At 67.3% G+C, this 17,666-nt stretch carries 16 protein-coding genes, 2 tRNA genes and 2 riboswitches; of the genes, 5 read left to right on the forward strand and 13 right to left on the reverse strand.

All coding sequences use genetic code 11. The features are described 5' to 3' along the window. Window positions 1–37: 37 nt before the first annotated feature. Window positions 38–2,074, reverse strand: a complete 2,037-nt coding sequence (locus CCZ27_RS07575) for a TonB-dependent receptor (protein WP_157748483.1) — start codon at window positions 2,072–2,074, stop codon at window positions 38–40. A 152-nt stretch (window positions 2,075–2,226) separates the two neighbouring features. Beyond that, window positions 2,227–2,473: riboswitch (cobalamin riboswitch) on the reverse strand. Window positions 2,474–2,770: 297 nt separating this feature from the next. Then, window positions 2,771–2,977, reverse strand: a riboswitch (cobalamin riboswitch). A 10-nt stretch (window positions 2,978–2,987) separates the two neighbouring features. After that, window positions 2,988–3,695 carry a 2'-5' RNA ligase family protein gene (locus CCZ27_RS07580; protein ID WP_157748484.1) on the reverse strand — a complete coding sequence of 236 codons (708 nt, stop codon included), beginning with the start codon at window positions 3,693–3,695 and terminating at the stop codon, window positions 2,988–2,990. 326 nt (window positions 3,696–4,021) lie between these two features. Between CCZ27_RS07580 and CCZ27_RS07585 the strand changes: the two genes are divergently transcribed. After that, a tRNA-Gly gene (locus CCZ27_RS07585) sits at window positions 4,022–4,097 on the forward strand. A 60-nt stretch (window positions 4,098–4,157) separates the two neighbouring features. After that, window positions 4,158–5,339 carry an alkaline phosphatase family protein gene (locus tag CCZ27_RS07590; RefSeq protein ID WP_096447003.1) on the forward strand — a complete coding sequence of 394 codons (1,182 nt, stop codon included), beginning with the start codon at window positions 4,158–4,160 and terminating at the stop codon, window positions 5,337–5,339. 11 nt (window positions 5,340–5,350) lie between these two features. Here CCZ27_RS07590 and CCZ27_RS07595 read toward each other — a convergent pair whose 3' ends face one another. The 7 genes from CCZ27_RS07595 to CCZ27_RS07625 all read right to left on the reverse strand — a co-directional run bounded on the left by CCZ27_RS07595 (window position 5,351) and on the right by CCZ27_RS07625 (window position 11,456). Then, the gene (locus tag CCZ27_RS07595) at window positions 5,351–6,352 is read right to left on the reverse strand and encodes a bile acid:sodium symporter family protein (RefSeq protein ID WP_096447005.1); all 1,002 of its coding nucleotides are present in this window, start codon (window positions 6,350–6,352) and stop codon (window positions 5,351–5,353) included. Window positions 6,353–6,393: 41 nt separating this feature from the next. Continuing rightward, window positions 6,394–7,983, reverse strand: coding sequence for a gamma-glutamyltransferase family protein (locus tag CCZ27_RS07600; protein WP_096447007.1), 1,590 nt, complete (start codon window positions 7,981–7,983; stop codon window positions 6,394–6,396). Window positions 7,984–8,034: 51 nt separating this feature from the next. Continuing rightward, window positions 8,035–8,790 (reverse strand): amino acid ABC transporter ATP-binding protein, encoded by a 756-nt coding sequence (locus tag CCZ27_RS07605; protein ID WP_096447009.1) that lies wholly within the window; start codon window positions 8,788–8,790, stop codon window positions 8,035–8,037. Beyond that, a complete protein-coding gene (locus tag CCZ27_RS07610) occupies window positions 8,783–9,439 on the reverse strand; it encodes an amino acid ABC transporter permease (RefSeq protein ID WP_096452312.1) in 657 nt (218 codons plus the stop codon). Before CCZ27_RS07610 ends, CCZ27_RS07605 begins: the two co-directional genes overlap by 8 nt. After that, a complete protein-coding gene (locus CCZ27_RS07615) occupies window positions 9,436–10,089 on the reverse strand; it encodes an amino acid ABC transporter permease (RefSeq protein ID WP_096447011.1) in 654 nt (217 codons plus the stop codon). Before CCZ27_RS07615 ends, CCZ27_RS07610 begins: the two co-directional genes overlap by 4 nt. Window positions 10,090–10,159: 70 nt before the next feature. Then, window positions 10,160–10,993 carry a transporter substrate-binding domain-containing protein gene (locus CCZ27_RS07620; RefSeq protein ID WP_198363289.1) on the reverse strand — a complete coding sequence of 278 codons (834 nt, stop codon included), beginning with the start codon at window positions 10,991–10,993 and terminating at the stop codon, window positions 10,160–10,162. Between the two features lie 49 nt (window positions 10,994–11,042). Next, entirely contained in the window at window positions 11,043–11,456 is a 414-nt protein-coding gene (locus tag CCZ27_RS07625) for a RidA family protein (RefSeq protein WP_198363290.1), read from the reverse strand. Window positions 11,457–11,673: 217 nt separating this feature from the next. Between CCZ27_RS07625 and CCZ27_RS07630 the strand changes: the two genes are divergently transcribed. Further along, the gene (locus CCZ27_RS07630; RefSeq protein ID WP_096447013.1) at window positions 11,674–13,089 is read left to right on the forward strand and encodes an aminotransferase-like domain-containing protein; all 1,416 of its coding nucleotides are present in this window, start codon (window positions 11,674–11,676) and stop codon (window positions 13,087–13,089) included. Between the two features lie 86 nt (window positions 13,090–13,175). Here CCZ27_RS07630 and CCZ27_RS07635 read toward each other — a convergent pair whose 3' ends face one another. After that, window positions 13,176–13,640: a DUF1178 family protein gene (locus tag CCZ27_RS07635; protein WP_096447015.1), complete on the reverse strand. Its 465-nt coding sequence runs from the start codon at window positions 13,638–13,640 to the stop codon at window positions 13,176–13,178. Window positions 13,641–13,961: 321 nt separating this feature from the next. On the opposite strand from CCZ27_RS07635, the gene CCZ27_RS07640 reads away from it, so the two are divergent. Together CCZ27_RS07640 and CCZ27_RS07645 are read left to right on the forward strand one after the other, a co-directional pair. Continuing rightward, a tRNA-Leu gene (locus CCZ27_RS07640) sits at window positions 13,962–14,046 on the forward strand. Window positions 14,047–14,300: 254 nt separating this feature from the next. Next, a complete protein-coding gene (locus CCZ27_RS07645) occupies window positions 14,301–15,116 on the forward strand; it encodes a thiamine pyrophosphate-dependent enzyme (protein ID WP_096447017.1) in 816 nt (271 codons plus the stop codon). Window positions 15,117–15,153: 37 nt separating this feature from the next. Here the strand turns inward: CCZ27_RS07645 and CCZ27_RS07650 are convergent, their stop codons facing one another. The 3 genes from CCZ27_RS07650 to minD all read right to left on the reverse strand — a co-directional run bounded on the left by CCZ27_RS07650 (window position 15,154) and on the right by minD (window position 17,646). Then, window positions 15,154–16,221 carry a helix-turn-helix domain-containing protein gene (locus CCZ27_RS07650; RefSeq protein WP_157748485.1) on the reverse strand — a complete coding sequence of 356 codons (1,068 nt, stop codon included), beginning with the start codon at window positions 16,219–16,221 and terminating at the stop codon, window positions 15,154–15,156. Window positions 16,222–16,571: 350 nt separating this feature from the next. Then, entirely contained in the window at window positions 16,572–16,832 is a 261-nt protein-coding gene (gene minE / locus CCZ27_RS07655; protein WP_096447022.1) for a cell division topological specificity factor MinE, read from the reverse strand. Between the two features lies 1 nt (window position 16,833). Next, window positions 16,834–17,646 carry a septum site-determining protein MinD gene (gene minD, locus CCZ27_RS07660; protein ID WP_096447024.1) on the reverse strand — a complete coding sequence of 271 codons (813 nt, stop codon included), beginning with the start codon at window positions 17,644–17,646 and terminating at the stop codon, window positions 16,834–16,836. Window positions 17,647–17,666 lie beyond the last annotated feature (20 nt).

The raw sequence follows: 17,666 nt of genomic DNA on the forward strand, positions 1-17,666 counted from the left end.
GCCCCGTGCGCATGCCGGGGCTGGCGTCCGGCGCGGATCAGAACGCGTAGCGGTAGGCCAGCCGCGCGGCGCGGCCGGGCTGCGGAAAGCCGTATTTCTCGGCGTAGTAGCGGTCGAACACGTTGTCGATCGACAGCGCCACGCTCTGGCGGGCGTCGAAGCGATAGCGCGCGGCCACGTCCCACACCGTGTAGCCCGCGTAGCCGACCTGGGTGCCGGAGCTGTTGACCCAGTCCAGGTCCTTGCTGCGGCCGACGTAGCGCCCACCCACGCGCGCGCTCCAGGCGCCGTGGTCGACATCCAGCGCCAGGTGCGCGTTCTGGCGCGCGACCTTGTTCAGGTCCACCCAGTCCGAGCCGATTTCCTGGCGTGCGGCGAACATGTGGGTGAGCCCCGCCGTCAGGCCGAGGCCGGGGCGGATCTGCCAGCGGCCTTCCAGTTCGAGGCCGCGCATGCGCGCGCGGTTGGCGTTGATGTAGGTGAACAGCGTGGTATCGGCGTCGATCGCGGTGCCGCCGTCGCGCGTGATCTTGTCCTTGACGCGGGTGTCGAACACCGTCGCATCGAGGTACAGCCCGTTGCCCGACCATTCCAGGCCGAGGTCGACGGTCACGCTCGATTCTGGCTTCAGGTTCGCGTTGCCGCGCGTGATCTCGGTCTTGCCCTGCCAGTTGATGCTGGTGGCCTCGCCGGTGAACTCCGCCGCGGTCGGCGGCACGAAGGCGCGTCCGGCGGTGCCGTGCACGCGGAAGCCGGCGCCGAGCAGGTGCTTGAAGCCGATGCTCGGGTTGACGGTGTCGAAGTCCGACGTGGTCGGCGTGAAGTTGGTCTTCAGCGGCGTGCCCAGCGTCTTCACGCGGATGTCGTCGCGGCGGATGCCGGCGTTGACGGTGGTGTCGCCGCCGTTGAAGGTCCAGGTGTTCTCGACGTATATGCCCGTTGCTTCGCGTTCGTTGTCGGCCGAGTACGGGGCGTTGCGCGCGCCGGTGACGTAGAGGTCCCAGCTCTTGCCGGTGACCTTGGCGCGTTCGTGGTCGATCCCCCACACCAGCCGGGCGTCCTGCGCCCATTCCCACTGGTGCTGCAATTGCCAGCCCTGCCATTCGGTCTCTTCGGCGAAGCTGCTGCGCGGCAGCAGGGCCGGGTTGTACCAGGGCGAGCCGTGGGCGACGTATTCGCTGTATTCGCGGCCGGAGAACACGGTGGCCGACAGGCGGTGCGCGCCGATGCGGCCGGACAGGCGCAGGTCGAGGCCGTCGTGGTCCATGTCCTTCGTGGTGCGCGCCGGATCGGCGTAAGCGACGTCGTCGGGCGTGCCGATGTCGCGGCCGCGGTAGGTGTTGAAGCTGGCATTGACGCGCCAGTCGGCGTTCAGGTCCAGCCCCAGGCGCAGGGCGTGGAACTGCTGCTCGTAGGCGCTGGTGGGCAGTTCGTGGCCCTTGCCGGTCTTGTAGTCGTCCTGGTCGAACCACGAGCCGCTGTAGTCGAAGTCGAAGGCTTCGCCCAGCTTGCCGCCGAGGTGGCCCTTGAGTTCGCGCAGGTCGAAGCTGCCGGCGGCGACTTCGGCGGAGCCGGTGAGCGGGCCGCGGCTTTCGCGGGTGATGACGTTGACCACGCCGCCCATCGCCGACGAGCCGTACAGCGCCGAGGCCGGGCCCTTGAGCACTTCGATGTGCTCGACCCGGTTCATGTCGACGATGCTGAGGTTGGTGCTCATCGCCGGGCGGCCGTCGATCAGCAGCAGCGAGCGCTTGTTGATGCCGGAGAACTCCGGCGTGAAGCCGCGGATGCCGATGCCCGACAGGTTGCCCGGGTACTGGATCACGTCGAGGCCGGCGTTCTTCTTCAGCACGTCGGTCAGTTCGCGCGATGGCGTGCGCTCGATGTCCTCGCGGTCGATCACCAGCACGCGCTGCGGCGTTTCCTCCAGCGGCGCCTCGGCGCGCTGGGCGGTGACGACGACGGTCGACAGCACTGTCGCGTCGCCGGCGGACTGCGCGGCGGCGTGCAGGGGAAAGGCCGCGAGCAGTGCGGCGGCGAGGGGGAGGCGGGTGGAACGGGGGCGAGGCTTCACGGAACGGCTCCAGTCAGGTGAGACCGGCCGGGCGTCCGGAGCCTTGCGATGCGGCGGCCCGTGCCGTCGTCCGCTGCGCCTGGCGCCGTCCGCATCCCCGCGGCCGGTCAGTAAGAAGCGCGCCGCCGTCCACATCCTTGCGGTGGACGGAGCGCGCCAACGGCCGGCAGGCCGGTCTCCGGGCTCGCAAGTCTTGACGGACCGCCTTCCCATACCGTGCGCAGCGCCGTGCCGGCGCCACGCGGTCGATACAGTGGCGGATGTGGTCCGTCCGCACTTGCCTACCGTTGCGGGGGCAGCCAGGACATTGCGCGCCGCGGCGTGGCGGCGCGCGCATCCTGTTCCCGTTTCACCTCCGTCCCGGTTGGGAACGGGGGCACCTGCCGGATGATTCCCGGTCGATCCCGCGTTGCCGCGGGCTGGCGGATGGCGGCGGACCGGGGACGCCGCCATCCGTTGCGGGCGGCTCAGGCCGTGCCCGCGCTTTCTCGCATCGGGTGTTCCTCCAGGATGGTCGGCAGGGACTGCAAGGGAGAGTGGGCACGGCCAGGCGCCGTCCGTTCCCGACGCCCGGCCGCCGTCCGCGCGCAGGACGTCGCACCCGCGGTCGGGCGGGCGTTTGCCGGAGCGAACGGAACGGTGGGCGAAGTGGCGGCAGGCATCATGGCGTCAGATCAGGGGCTCCCCGCCCGTGCAGTCGAGACGATGTGCATGGCAGGTCTCCTGGCTCACGGGTCTTCGCCTGGCGCCAGCCTTCCCGGATGATTTCCAGTGGCGTGGAGGGCGCAAGGCTCGCCGATTACAGTTGCGGGGGCAGCGCCGGATTTCGCGCATGGGCGCGGCACCGGCTTCCCTTTTCATGCCTGCCGACGTCGGCAGGCAACCATGACAGCGGTGCAGGTTAGCGTTCGTGTCAAAGTGTGTCAAACGCTGCGGCGGCGGCGTGGGCGAACGGCGGCGGCGCATGCCAGTGCAGCACGCCGTCGGCGAAATCGTAGTCGGCGATGCGTGCCAGCGGTCCGCCGATGTCGGCCGCGGCGTAGCCCAGCAGGCCGATGTGCCCGATGCGCAGGCGCAGCGGCGCCCCGGCGGCGAAGGCGTCGAGCCGCGGCCGCACGCCGGCCATCGGCCAGGCGTCGGCGTAGAGCCCCACCGTCACGTGCGGCACGTATTCCCCGTCCGGATGGTTGTGATCGCCGGCCGCGAAACAGGCGCGCAGCGCGGCGATGCGTCCGCCAGCATCGCCTACGGCGAGATAGGGCGCGGAAGCGAAGCTGGCGAGGGCGCCGATCTCGATGTCGAAGGGCTCCGGCCACGCGCGGCGCAGCGCGGCGACGTGGGCGTGCAGCGCCGCGGCGCCGAAGTCGTCGGCATGCCGCGGTGCGGCGCTCGGAAAGCCGCACAGGCTCACGGTGATGTGGGGCTGGCGCTGGTAGCCGTCGAGCAGCAGGCCGGCCAGGTGCTCCTGCGCCGCGCCCATCCTCTGCCGCACTGCGGGGACGTCGACGTCGAGCGCCCACAGCGCGTAGCGCGGCCGGCCCAGGTGCCATTCGGCGAAGTCGCGCCGGACGTTGCCGATGCAGCGGCCGCCGTCGGGCGGAAGGTCGGGGTGGGGGTGCATGGCGGGCGATGATACCCGCCCGGGCGCCGCCTGCCCGTAGCGCTCGATGCCGCGCCGCAACGCCGTCCGTCTCGCCGGAACCTCCCGCGGACCGGATGAAACCGGACGGACCGGCCGCCACGGGTCCGGACCGTCCGCGTGCGCCCTGCAATGTGCCGAGATAGGGCTTGCCAATCGTCCGAAGCCAGTCCATAATTGCGTCCATTCCTGATTCATGGGTGCAAAAAGCCGTTAATAATCAATGTGTTAATGGCTATCAGAGAATTCCGGAACCAGAGTTTTCCGTGCGGGATGAAGGCGAATTCATCCGGCCTGCAGCATGAAACGCGGGAATAGCTCAGTTGGTAGAGCGCAACCTTGCCAAGGTTGAGGTCGCGAGTTCGAGACTCGTTTCCCGCTCCAGTATCCGAAGCCGGATGAGTGCAATGCGCTCATCCGGCTTTCTGCTTTTGGAGTAGGGGCATGCAGGTCAAGCTTCCGGCGGTGCCGCGCGATGCCGTGCTGCCCGACTACGGCAACGACGGTCTCTACGGTTTTGCGCACGGATTGCGCGGCTGGCTGCACGATCCGGGCGCGGCGTGGCCGCAGGCGGGCATCGAGGCGGACGAGCGGCGCGTCGTCGTGCTGCTGATCGTCGATGGGCTGGGGGACGGCTTCCTGGCCCGGCACGGCGCCGGATCGGCTCTGCTTGCGCATCGCGTGCGCCGGATGAGTTCGGTCTTTCCGAGCACCACCGCGAGTGCGGTCACGCTGCTGCACACCGGCCTGTCCCCGGCCGAGCACGGACTCACCGGCTGGTTCATCCACGATCGCCGCTTTGGCGGTGTCATTGCGCCGCTGCCGCTGACCAGGCGCGGCAACGGGCCGATCGAGGCGGTACGGCTGGCCCCGCGCCTGTTCCCGTATTCATCCATGTTCCGCGGCGCGCGACGGCCGGTGACCGTGCTGTCGCCGGAGGACATCGCCTTCTCGCGCTTTTCCCTGCACCACTCCCGCGGCGCCCGGGTTCGCCCCTACAAGGGGCTCGATCAGCTCGCGGCCGCGATCGTGGAAGAGGCGGCCGCGTTGCGCGGGAAAGGGGGCCTGGTGCATGCCTACTATCCGGTCTTCGATGCGATCAGCCATGCGTACGGTGCCGGATCGCCGCAGGCGCTGTCGGTGTTCGGCCGCATCGAGGCCAGATTCGGCTTCCTGCTGCAGGCTATGCGCGGTAGCGGCGCGGTGCTGCTGGCGACGGCCGACCATGGCTTCATCGATGCGCCGGAGGACAAAATCGTTGCGATCGCACCGGGCTCGGAGGTGGCACGGATGCTGGCCGCACCGCTGTTCGGCGAGCGGCGGACCGCCTTCTGTGCGCTGCGGGAGGGGGCGGAAGACGAGTTCGACGCCTGGGCCGCGGCCGAACTGCGGGGCAGGGCGGTGGTGCTGGCCGCCGGGGAACTGCTCGCTTCCGGCCTGCTCGGGCCCGGCAAGCCGAACGCCAGGCTGCGCGAACGGGTGGGGCATCGTGCGCTGCTGATGGAGCGCGGCTGGACGCTGGTCGACACGGTGGAAGGCGAAAAGCCGCACGCGATGATCGGCGTGCATGGCGGCCTCAGCGCGGACGAGATGTGGGTGCCGCTGATCCGCGCCGAGGACATATAGGGCGATTCACCCTATTCGGATGCGGTGGCCTCGTCGTGCGCGGGGTCGTTCGCGGCGTAGCGGCGGGCGAGCACTGCGCAGACGAAGAGCTGCAACTGGTGGAACAGCATCAGCGGTATGACGACCAGGCTGACGGTATGCGCCGGGAACAGTACGTTCGCCATGGGTATGCCGCTCGCCAGGCTCTTCTTGGAACCGCAGAAGACGACGGCGATCTCGTCACCCCGCTCGAAACGCAGGCTCCGGCTCGCGAGCCAGGTGAAGGCCATGATCAGCGCGAGCAGCAGGACGTCGAGCAGCGCGATCCAGACGAGGCTTTGCGCGGAGACATCCTTCCAGACGCCTGCCAGCATGCCCGCGCTGAAGGCCGAATAGACCACGAGCAGGATCGAGCCCCGGTCGAACAGCATTGTCGCGAACTTGTGGCGGCCGAGCCATCCGGCGAGCAGGGGCCGTGCGAACTGGCCGGCGATGAAGGGGGCAAGGATCTGTAGCGCGATGTCCTTGACCGCGCTCCCGGGCATCGCGTGGCCCGCCGTGGAGGTGATGAGCAGGGCCATCAGGGCCGGAGTGAGGACGACGCCGGCGAGGTTGGAGACCGAGGCCGCGCAGAGCGCCGCCGCGACGTTGCCGCGGGCGATCGAGGTGAAGGCGATCGAGGACTGCACGGTCGACGGCAGGATCGAAAGGAACAGGATGCCGATCGCGATGCCCTCGTCGACATTGCCGCCGAAGAGCCTGACCAGCAGGAGCCCGACCAGCGGGAACACGAGATAGGTCGTGGCGAACACCGCGAGCTGGGGTTTCCAGCGCAGCAGCGCGGACAGGACCTGGCCGGTGGAGAGCCTTGCGCCGTAGACGAAGAAGAGTCCTGCGATCGCGATCTGGACGGCGAAGTCCAGGACTTCGACGCCGGCGCCCTGTGCGGGAAAGATCGATGCGAAGGCGACGGTGGCGACGAGCGCGACGAGATAGGGATCGACCTTGAACGATCCGAGCCAGGAAGGAGTCATGCGGGTTTCCAGATTTCGTGGAGCCAGGCGTGGTCGCGCCGTCACCAGGCCGCGACGGCGCCATCGGAGCGCGGATCGGTCGCGCCTTCGAGCAGTTGGTCGGGATGGCGGACGATGGCGCCGGCATGGCCCATCATGTCGGAGAAGTCCTCGACGAGGCGCAGTTCGTGGCCGGCCTCGCGCAGCCGCGCGACCAGTTCGGGCGCGAAGCGGCCCTCGAGCTTGAGATCGGCCGCATTCTCGCCCCAGGTTCTGCCCAGCAGCCAGCGCGGCGCGGTGACGGCTTCCTGCAGGCCCATGCCGAACCGCGCGTAGCGGGTGAACACCGCGGCCTGGGTCTGAGGCTGGCCCTCGCCGCCCATGGTGCCGTAGGCGAGCTTGCGGCCGTCGTCGAACAGGGCGAGCGCGGGGTTGATGGTGTGGAACGGCCGTGCGCCGGGGCGCAGCGCCCGGTGCCCGCCGCCGTCGAGCGAGAAGGCAAGGCCGCGGTTCTGGCAGGTGATGCCGGTCCCGGGGAGGACCACGCCCGAGCCGAACTCGAAATAGACCGACTGGATCGCGCTCACCATGTTGCCCGCGCCGTCGGCGACGGCGAACCAGGTCGTGTCTCCCTTGCCTGCCGGATGCGGCCAGGGTTGCGCGCGCTCCTTGTCGATTTCCCCGGCAAGCGCGTCGAGCGCGGAAGGCCCCAGCAATGCAGCCGGATCGGCGCTCATCGTGGCAGGGCAGCCGACATGGGCGTCCCTGACCCGGAAAGCCGCCTTGGTGGCCTCGACCAGGCCATGGACGTGGGCGAAGCTTTCGCCCTCGGTGACGCCGAGGCGGTCGAACAGCGCCAGGATCATCAATGAGGCGATGCCCTGGGTCGGCGGCGGCATGTTGAAGAGACGGGCACCGCCGATCCTGACCGAGAGCGGCGTCACGATCCGCGCTTCGACCTCGCGGAGATCGGCTTCGCGAAGCGGCGAGCCGACACCTTCCAGCTCGGCAGCGATGCGTTGCGCCAGCGCACCGCGATAGAGGCTCATGAGACCGTCGCTTGCGAGCTCCCGCAGGGTTTGGGCGAGGCGGGGCAGCCGCAGCCTCCGGCCCTCGATCGGAGGCTCGCCGTCGGGCATGAAGGTTGCGGCGAAACCCGGCTGAGGCTCGAGTTCCGCGCGAAACCGGGCGCTCAGTTCGGCCTGGCTGCGGCTCACCGCAAAGCCGGCTTCGGCATAGTGGATCGCCGGCCCGAGCAGTTCGGACACCGGCAGGGGCCGCGACCAATGGCTTGCCTCGTCGAGCACCCTGGCCCAGCCGGCGACGGTCGCCGGAGCGGTCAGGGCGGCAAGCGGGCCGCGTGTCGGGATCTGGTCGCAGCCCTGCTGCCGATACCAGCCGGGCGTCGCCAGCGCGGCTGCCGTGCCGCAGGCTTCGACCCCGACCGGCAGCCCGCCGGCGGGCGCAAGCAGCCAGAAGCTGTCGCCGCCGATCCCGCTCATGTGCGGATAGACGACCGAGAGTACGGCGGCGACGCAGACCGCGGCCTCGGCCGCGTTGCCCCCGGCCTTGAGCACGTCGAGACCGGCCTGGCTTGCCAGATGATGCGGCGACGTCACCATCCCGCGATAACTGCGGAGAGTCTTGTTCATTCGAGAAAGTCCTGTGGAACGGGTCGAGCCTCGCGCGGCAAGGGCAGCGCTTCAGCCCATGAAGCGCTGCAGGAAGCGCTGCGCGCGCTCGGTCCCGGGGTTGGTGAAAAAGACCGACGGCGGCGAGATTTCGCGGACTTGTCCCTGGTCCATGAAGATGACCGTGTCGGCGACGTCGCGGGCGAAGGCCATCTCGTGCGTCACGATCAGCATCGTCAGGCCCCCGGCGGCAAGCTCGCGCATGACGGCCAGCACTTCGCCCACCATCTCGGGGTCGAGCGCGCTGGTCGGTTCATCGAACAGCACGATCTGCGGCCGCATGGCGAGCGCGCGGCAGATCGCGACGCGCTGCTTCTGGCCGCCCGAAAGCGTGTGCGGATAGACGTCCGCCTTGGCGGCAAGCCCCACGCGCTCGAGCAGCGCCAAGCCTTCGGCGCGCACCTCGTCCCGCGGACGGTGCAGGACGTGGACCGGCGATTCGACGATGTTCTCCAGCACGGTGAGATGCGGCCACAGCGCGAAGTTCTGGAAAACCATCGCCATCTTGCCGCGCGCCAGGGCCAGCTCCCGCCTGGGCGCCGGCTTGCCCGACCGCTGCTGGAGCCGCACGCCGGCAACGGTGATCGCGCCCGACGTCGGTTCCTCGAGCCAGTTCAGGCAGCGCAGGAAGGTCGATTTGCCCGATCCGCTCGGGCCCAGGATGCAGTTGGTCGTGCCGGCGGGAATGTCGACCGATATGTCGCGCAGCACTTCCACGTCGCCGAAATGCTTGCAGAGCCGTTCGGTGGACAAGGCGATCTCAGCCATATCTTTGACTCCTGATCTTCGAGAGAAAGCGGACGCCCTGTTCGACCAGCAATGAAACACTCCAGTAGAGTCCCGCTGCGAGCACGAAGGGCGCGAAGGGTGAGAAATAGTTGGTGCTCACGTAGTTGGCGGCGAAGGAGATTTCCTTCACCGTGATGATCATCAGCATGGCGCTGTCCTTGAGCACCATGATGATCTGGTTGCCGACCAGCGGCGCCGTGGTGATGGCGACCTGCGGGAAGATGATCCGCCGGTACAGGGCTGGCATGGAGAAGCCGTAGGCACGGGCCGCCTCGGTGCAGCCGCTCGACAGGTTCATCATCGCCGAACGGAAGATCTCGACGAAATAGGCCGACGTATAGATCGTCAGCGTCAGCAGCCCGGCCCAGTAGGGACCGATGTTCCAGCCCAGTTCCGGCAGCCCGAAGTAGACGACGTAGGCGAGCAGCAGGAAGGGGACGCAGCGCACGAGGTCGACGAACCTGACGATCGCGGCGCGGGCGCGGGGCGAGGCTTCGCGGATGGCGACCGCTCCGAGCGCCGACAGGGCGAGGCTCAGGAGGACGGCCGCGATGCATAGCGACAGGGTCGTCGCCAGCCCGGCGAGGAAGATGTCGCGCTCGCGCCAGAGGATCTCGATGCCGTTCATCGCCACGCACTCCCGTATTTGCGCTCGACGGCGCGTTCGATCGTCCGCTGCACCCACACCACGCCCGCGATGAGCGCCGTGTAGATGAGCGTCGCGGTCAGGAACGGCGGCAGCGGCTGATAGGTCTGCGCGCCGATCCGGGTCGCCGCGCGCGTGATCTCGACGACGCCGATGACGGCCACCGCAGGCGTCGCCTTGAGCAGCAGCGTCGCCTCGCTGACGATCGGGCTCAGGCTGGAACGCCAGAGCTGGGGAAAGATGATGCGGCGGAAGGTCTGCCGGCGGCTCATGCCATAGACCTTCGCCGCCTCGAGCTGGTCGCGGGCGAAATTGTCGAGGCCCGAGCGCCATATCTCGCAGTTGAAGGCCGAGGTGTTGAGGCCGAGCGTGATGATGGCGGCCGGCACCGGCCCGAGTTCCAGCCCCCACGTCGGCAGCACGAAGAAGATGAAGAGCGCCAGGGTGATGATCGGCGTCGCGCGCAGCATGCTGACATAGAGCGCGATCGCGCCGTCGAGGATCGGAACCTTGTTCCAGCGGGCGAGCGCGAGGACGAAGCCGAGCGGCAACCCCAGCGCGATGCCGGAGAGCGAAAGACCCAGTGTCGTCACCGCGCCGGCGCCGATGTCGAGGATGTCGGCCAGTGTCATCGCCGCAGGCTCCCGTCGTGTCGCGGTGGGCGGCCGCGAGGCATCCGCCTCGCGGCCTTGCCGTGCCCGTTCATTGCGGTGCCGCGTCGGGCAGGTCGGTGAAGCTGGCCCCGAGCCATTTCTGCTGAAGCTCGAAAAGGCTTCCGTCGGCGCGTGCGCCGGCCAGATAGGCGTTGAGATAGTTCAGCAGCGTGATGTTGCCTTTCGCCACCGCCCATGCGGCATAGGTCGGCCTTCCCGCGGCCTCTCCGATGCGGAAGCGGCCGGGTTGCTCGGCGGTAAGGCTGGTAAGGTTGACGATGCCGTTGATCACGTAGTCCAGCCGTCCATTGGCCAGATCCTGATAGGCTTCCGGGAAGGACGTGTATTGCACCACCTCGCCGAGTTCCCCGCCCGACTTGGCGAGCGTCACCTTGAGGTCGTCGAGCGCGGCGAAGGATGCGCCGCCCGACTGCACGCCGACCTTCTTGCCCGCGAGATCGGCCACGCCCTTGATGCGGGTCTCGCCGGCCCGGACCACGTAATACTGCGTGGCCTCGGCGATCGGCATGGTGAAGTCGAGCGTCTTCAGCCGTTCCGGCGTGATCACCGCAGCCGTGATCGCCGCGTCGTATTTGCCGGTGGTCACGCCGGGCAGCAGGCCCGACCAGGGAATGATCTGCTGCTGGATGTCGAAGGCCGCCTTCTTCTTCAGCCCCGCCAGGAGATCGTGATCGAGCCCCTTGGGCTCTCCGTTCTCGATGTATTCGAATGGCTTGTAATTGTCCTCGGTCGCGACAACCATCTTGCCGCGCGCCTGGATCGCCTCGAGCGAGGAACCGTCCGGACCTTTCTTCGAGCAGGCCGCCAGGGGCAGGGCCACCGCTGCGCACAGCAACAGGGCGCGTCTGTTGAAATTCATCATGTCATCTTCCTTTCGAATGTTGGAACGCCATCCATCCCGACGCGCGTCGTCATCGCCGCGCGATCAGGTCGATCTCGACAAGTGCGCCGTAGGCAAGACCCGTGACCCCGACGCAGGTCCGCGCGGGAAGCCGGTCGGCGGGGAAGAATTCCCGGTAGGTCTCGTTGAACGAACCGTAGTCGTCGTGGAACCGGGTCAAATACGCACGGACTGCAACGACATCGTCGAGACCCAGCCCGATGGCTTTCAGAACGGTCGTGAGGTTGCCCATCACGTTGCGGGTCTGCTGGACCACGCCTTCCGGCAATACGCCCGTGTCCGCAGGGGAGTCCGGCATCTGTCCCGTCACGAAGACGAAACCGCCGCATTCGACGGCATGGCTGAACGGGGCAACCGGACGTGGCGCGCCGGGCACCATGTGGAACAGCATCGCCGGCTTCTCGGATTGTGCGACTTCAGTCAACGGCATACCCTCCATTGGTCTCAATTGATAGATCAGGCAAAGGGAAATTGTCCTGCTTATTGGTGGTACAATTAAAACGATTGCCATAGGTGTGAACCATATCACTGCATATAAAGCATGACAATACGCAAGATAGGCGAAAAATGATTCGCTTTGCCAGAAATTCGCATCAATGAACTATGGCAATGAATAGTACATTTGACATGAGAGGGCAGACATGAGTGGAAAGACCGATCTTCATTGGACCGGGCGAGTCGCCGGTTTTGCGGGCGCGCGCTATCTGGCGATCATCCAGGCGGTCGAGGCGGCGATCGCCAATGGCGAACTGAAGGAGGGCGACCGGCTGCCGCCCCAGCGCGAACTGGCCGAGCGGCTCGACCTCAACATCGGCACCGTCACGCACGCCTATGCGGAGATGCAGAAATCGGGACGCATCCGCGGCGAAGTCGGGCGCGGCACTTTCATCAACCGCATGGAAGGACCGGATGGTCCGACCACGCTGTGGGATCATTCCGTCAGGACCGACTTCGTCGACCTGTCGCACAATTTCCCGGCGCAGATCGGGCCGCATCCCGCCGCGGAACTCATCATGGCCGAGCTTTGTGCGCCGCTCGACTTCCCGGGTTTGCTGGCCGCGCAGAACGATGCCGGTCTCGAGACGCATCGCCGCGCCGCAAGCGACTGGCTGGGACGCTTCGGGGTCAGGGCAATGGCGGACGACATCCTCGTGACCTGCGGCGCGCAGCACGGGCTGATGCTGGCGCTCGGCGCCCTCACCAGGCCGGGCGACATCGCGCTCACCGAGGAATACGCCTTCTACGGCCTCAAATCCGCGGCCGCGATGATGGGGCGTTCATTGGTCGGCGTGCGCATGGACCAGGAAGGCATCATCCCCGACGTGCTCGAGAACGCCTGCCGGCGCACCGGTGCGCGCGTGCTCTTCTGCACGCCCACCCTGCACAATCCGACTACGGCGACCATGTCGCTCGGCCGACGCAACGAGATCGTGCAGATCTGCGAGCGTTACGATGTGACGATCGTCGAGGACGACGTCTACGGCTTCATGCCGGAACCCGCGCCGGCTCCACTCTCGGCGCTCGCGCCCGATCGCGCGGTCCATGTCTCCAGCATCTCGAAGCTCGTCGGTCCGGGCCTGCGGATCGGGTTCCTGGCGGCGCCCCGGCGCTATGTCCATGCCTTCGGCGTCGCGTTGCGCGCCTCGACGCTGATGGCTTCCCCCATCAACGCCGAATGGGCGGCGCGGCTCGTCCGCTCGGATGCGATCGACGGCATCATCGACGCGGTCCGCACGGAAACTGCGGCCCGGCAGGCGATCGTCCTTGCCAATCTGCCGAAGGATTCGGTCGTTTCGAACTCGGCGGCCTTCTATTTCCGGCTGAAGCTCAGGAACGACTGGACCGGCGAGGCGTTCGCCCGCGCCGCCGAGGCGAACGGCGTCGGGGTGACACCTTTTGGCGTCTTCGACGTTGGGGCGATGCACGATTCGGACTCGGTGCGGGTCTGCGTCAACGCCGCGCCGGATCGGACGACCCTCAAGCATGCGCTCTGGCAGCTCAGCGAATTGCTGAACGACGGCGCGCCCGAGCCGGTGCGGATGGGGAGGCACGTCTAGCCGTGGGGGCTGCTGATCCATGCCAAAAACCTGGACGGAGACCGGCATGCGGCGCTCGGCCGTCCTGGCGGGCAGGCCGCCACCCCTCAGTGCAGATCTTCTTCCAGTGGCGGCACCGGCATCAGCATGATGCCTTCCTCGAGCAATTCCTCCACTTCGTCGCGCGAGGCGGCACCGCGGATGCTGCGCGCCTCGGTTTCACCGTAGTGGATCTTCCGCGCTTCTTCCGGCAGGCGGGCGCCGACGTCCTCGGCTTCGTGTGCGAGCTTGCGCAGCATGGACACCACTGCCGCGGCCGCCGCGGGGGCTGAAGGCGAGGTGTCCTGCCCGGCTGCCGGGATCTCCGCCGGGGAAGCCGGCGCCGGCACCTGCGGCGGCGAGGCATGGCGCGTCTGCACGTACGGCGCGCTGGGCAGGCGCTGCAGATTCTTCGAGCCGCATGTCGGGCATTCGACGAGGTGGCGCGCAAGCTGGGCCTCGAAGGCTCCGGCGGAGCCGAACCAGCCTTCGAAACGATGTTCCTTGTCGCAGCAGAGGTCGAGGACGATCACGGGCAGTGGCGGGCAGGTCTGGTTGAATGAAACGTCATGGCGGCCATCGTCGCCTATCCGGTCGACCGCGGTGCGCGGAGATGGTGCCCCGGATGCAGCGATTCCGGGTCGCTGGCGAGGTCGAAACCGCGGATTCTAAGCCAAGGGCAGCCCTGAAACAACGCGATGCGGCGGCAATAAACGCCGGAAAACCAATATCTTGGCGCCGGTCGGGTGGTGGCGTGGCGTCGTCATTCCGCATCGCGGCGCAGGAGTGGGCGTGCTCGCGAATTTCGTGCGGAATTTCGCACGCAATGGCAAAGGAGTACAATTCCGGCCCCTGCCCGGGTGGCGAAATCGGTAACCGCAGTGGACTTAAAATCCACCGCCGCATGGCTTACGGGTTCGAGTCCCGTCCCGGGTACCACGTCGGCGGCCGCATGCGGTCTTCGCCTGCGCACGCGCTGCGGCCGATGGGGAGGCGTCGTTTCCGCGTGAAATTGAAGCCGGCCGGGCCTGCCGCGGCTGGCCGCCGCTTCATGCACCGACGGATCTGTCGCTTCGTGCCGGCAGGACGATTGTAAACATTACATTGGCGGCGCTCCGCGCAGGAATCCGGGCGGCGAAGCCGGTGTTCCGAGTGCTGCAGAAACCTTTACGGCCTGGCCGGGGACGTTCGCTGTGAAGATCGAGATCTGTGACGACGGTGTTTTCCGGCAACTGGTGCAGGTGGATCGCATCGACCCCGGGCAGGGCGGCCGGCCGGCGCGGGACATTCCGCTGTCGGCCGGGGTGCAGGTAAGGTTTTGCTTCGATGAGGGCGAGGGCAGTCTTCTTCTCGTCGAGTACGGCGGGCGGGCCCCGTCACCCTTGCCCGAAAGCCACGGCACGGGCGTGTCGCTCGGAACCGTCGTGGTGACGGAGGTTCTCGAGTGTGCGTGGCTGAAGCCCGGCCTGCTTCGCCTCGGTGTCCGGCTGTCGGACGTGTTGCGCCGGATGGCGTCGGAGCGCTGGTTCGTGTTCGACCTGGCGCGCGACCCGGCATGTTTCACCGTGCTGGAATTCATTGTGGCGGGGGGAGACAGGGTCCATGCCGTCAGCTCCGAAGACGCCGCATGGCACTGGGTGCAGGTCGACCATGCCGGAGATCCCGGCTTCATCCATCTGTATGCACTTCCCGCCGCGGGGGGCCGCTGCGGATCTTCACCGCCGCCGTTGATCGGCGCTTGCGGCGAACATCGCGGGCGATTCGCGATCGAGGCTCTCACTGCGGGCAGGCATGGCAGGCTGCCGCGCGGACACGTGCTCCGGATCGAATGGCTGGGAAGCGGCGAAGGCGGCGCGCTCGAGCTTACGGTGTCGCTGCTGGACCCGGGCCGGTCGGAGCGAATGCCCGAACTCGTCGACATGTACGCCATCGACGTCGGGCCGGACGGGGCCTGCCGAAGCGAGAGCCTGCTGGACCCGGCAAATCCCGATGAATGGCTGATCTACTGAACGCCGCGTCTTCCTGCGGTGGCGCGTGGCCTTTGCTTCAGCGCTGGCCCTCGCCCGTCATCAGCAGGCCGAGGATCTGGAAGGCCCTCGTTTCGCTGAGGCGGTCCGTTTCCGACAGGTGCAGGATGGTCTTTGCCAGGGCCTCGGCGATGGCGCCGATCTTTCCGGGCTCCTTGTCGAAAATCTCCGGGTGATCCGGCAGGCGGACGAAGCCGGCCTCCGGGGCGGGGGAGAGAATACCGGCCGGTTTTTCTTCCGGCATCGGCGCCATCTGCGGCCCGTCGGTATTGCCGCTGCTGCCTTCGCGACTGGCGCTACCGGCCACGCTCGCAGTCCGGGAAAGGGATTCGGCCATCGTCTTGCGCAGGCGGCTGATGGCGTCGCGTCCCCTCGGCGGCATGGAGGAGGCGAGGCCGTTGCCGGCCGGCTCGAATTCGAGGAGCGACCAGACCTGCGGCGGGACGTCGTCGGGCGTGTGGGGGGTGTCGAGCCAGTTCCGCGGCAGGCCCAGGCCATCCTCGATTGCCTGGGAGAAGGGGTCCGAGACGGGTTTCCGCGCCGACGTCATCAGGCTGATCCGGCTGCCGCTGGTCCCGGCAAGCTGAGCCAGCCGGTTCTTGCTGCCGCGCCGCGCGGTCAGCATGACCAGGTTTTGCCGCCGTTGTTCGCCGATCTGCTGCTTGTTCTGGCCGCGGTTGCGCTTGCCGGCGAGGTTCGGGGGTTCGATATCGGTATCCATGTCCTGGGTATCCTGAGATGTGCCGTTCTCCACGTCCTCCGCCGTCCTGGGAGACACCGTGGAAAGCGTTCGTGGAGGGGTGTGTCCAGGCGGCGGGCGAACGGGGGCCGCGGCCTCGTGGCAGTCGTCGAGCCATGATGAGGGGAGCCCCAGCATTTCCTCGACGTGAGTCGCGATCTCGTTGCCCAGGATGGCCCGGCCGTCAAGGAGATCGGCCACACGGGGAGGCGGCAACATGAGTTTTTGCGCGAGTCGGTCGATGCTCAGGCCGGCTTCTGTACGGTAACGTTCGAGCATCTGCCTGCGAAGCGGGAAGAGCGTTTCAGGCTCCCCGCCTTTCCGCCCGGAGGGATGGGCAGCGTCCATCGAACGGCCTGCGGGCGTGCTGCGCGCATGATTCTTCGCCAACGTTCGATCTTGATTCGGGGCGGCTCTTGCCATGGTATGGCTGTCCGTGTCGAAGGTAATTATACGTTGCGCATCAAGTTTCGCACCTTACGCCCCGTCTGGTCAACTTTGGTATGGAAATTTCCGAAAAGTTTTCGGATATTCCGATCCCGTACGTATCGGGTGGGAGTCTCGTTGCCAGAAAGTTTACCAGCAAGGCGTTCGTGCGCCTCGATGCGGGCTGCACGCGATGGGTACAGTGCCGCCGGACGCGGCACCGCGATGCCGGCGCTGCTCGCCGCCAGGGGAGGATGCCGGGCGGGGCGCTGCTAGCGCGGCTGCTCCGGCAGCACGATGTTGACTTCCAGCACCTCGTAGGTGTCCTGCTTTTCCAACTGCACCTTGATGTCGTCGGGATTGACCGCGACGTATTTCGAGATCACCTCGATCAACTCGCGCTGCAGCGCGGGCAGGAAATCGGCAGACGCGCTGTTGCTGGCGCGCTCGTGGGCGATCAGCAGCGAGAGCCGGTTCTTGGCGATCTCCGCGGTCTTCTTCTTTTCGCCGAAAAGGCGCGACAGGAGGGACATGTCACTTGCCTCCGAAAAGGCGCTTTATCAGGCCGGGCTTCTCGTAGGTGACGAAGCGGAGCGGGCGGTCCTCGCCGAGGAAGCGGGCGACGATGTCCGTGTAGGCTTCGGCGACGTCGGTGCCCTTGAGATGGATGGCGGGCGTGCCCTGGTTGGAGGCGTGCAGCACGGATTCGGATTCGGGGATCACGCCCAGCAGCGGCACGCGCAGCAATTCCTGCACGTCCTTGTACGACAGCATTTCGCCTTCGTCGACGCGCTTGGGCGAGTAGCGGGTGACGAGCAGGTGTTCCTTCACCGGTTCGCCGCCTTCGCGGGCGCGCCTCGACTTGGACTGCAGGATGCCCAGGATGCGGTCGGAGTCGCGCACCGACGACACTTCCGGATTGGTGGTGATGACGGCTTCGTCGGCGAAGGTCAGCGCCATCACCGCGCCGCGCTCGATGCCGGCGGGGGAGTCGCACACCACGTACTCGAAGCCCATGTGCTCGAGCTCCTTCAGTACCTTCTCGACGCCTTCCTCGGTCAGCGCGTCCTTGTCGCGGGTCTGCGAGGCCGGGAGCACGAAGAGGCTCTCGCAGTGCTTGTCCTTGATCAGCGCCTGGTTCAGGCGGGCTTCGCCGTTGATGACGTTGACCAGGTCGTACACGACGCGGCGCTCGCAGCCCATGATCAGGTCGAGGTTGCGCAGGCCGACGTCGAAGTCGATGACGGCCGTCTTGAACCCGCGCAAGGCGAGTCCGGAGGCAAACGCCGCGCTCGTGGTGGTTTTGCCTACGCCGCCCTTGCCGGACGTTACGACGATGACTCTCACGGTTTATCCCCCGAAGAACT

Source organism: Thauera sp. K11 (genome assembly GCF_002354895.1).
In the GTDB taxonomy this organism is placed as follows: domain Bacteria; phylum Pseudomonadota; class Gammaproteobacteria; order Burkholderiales; family Rhodocyclaceae; genus Thauera; species Thauera sinica.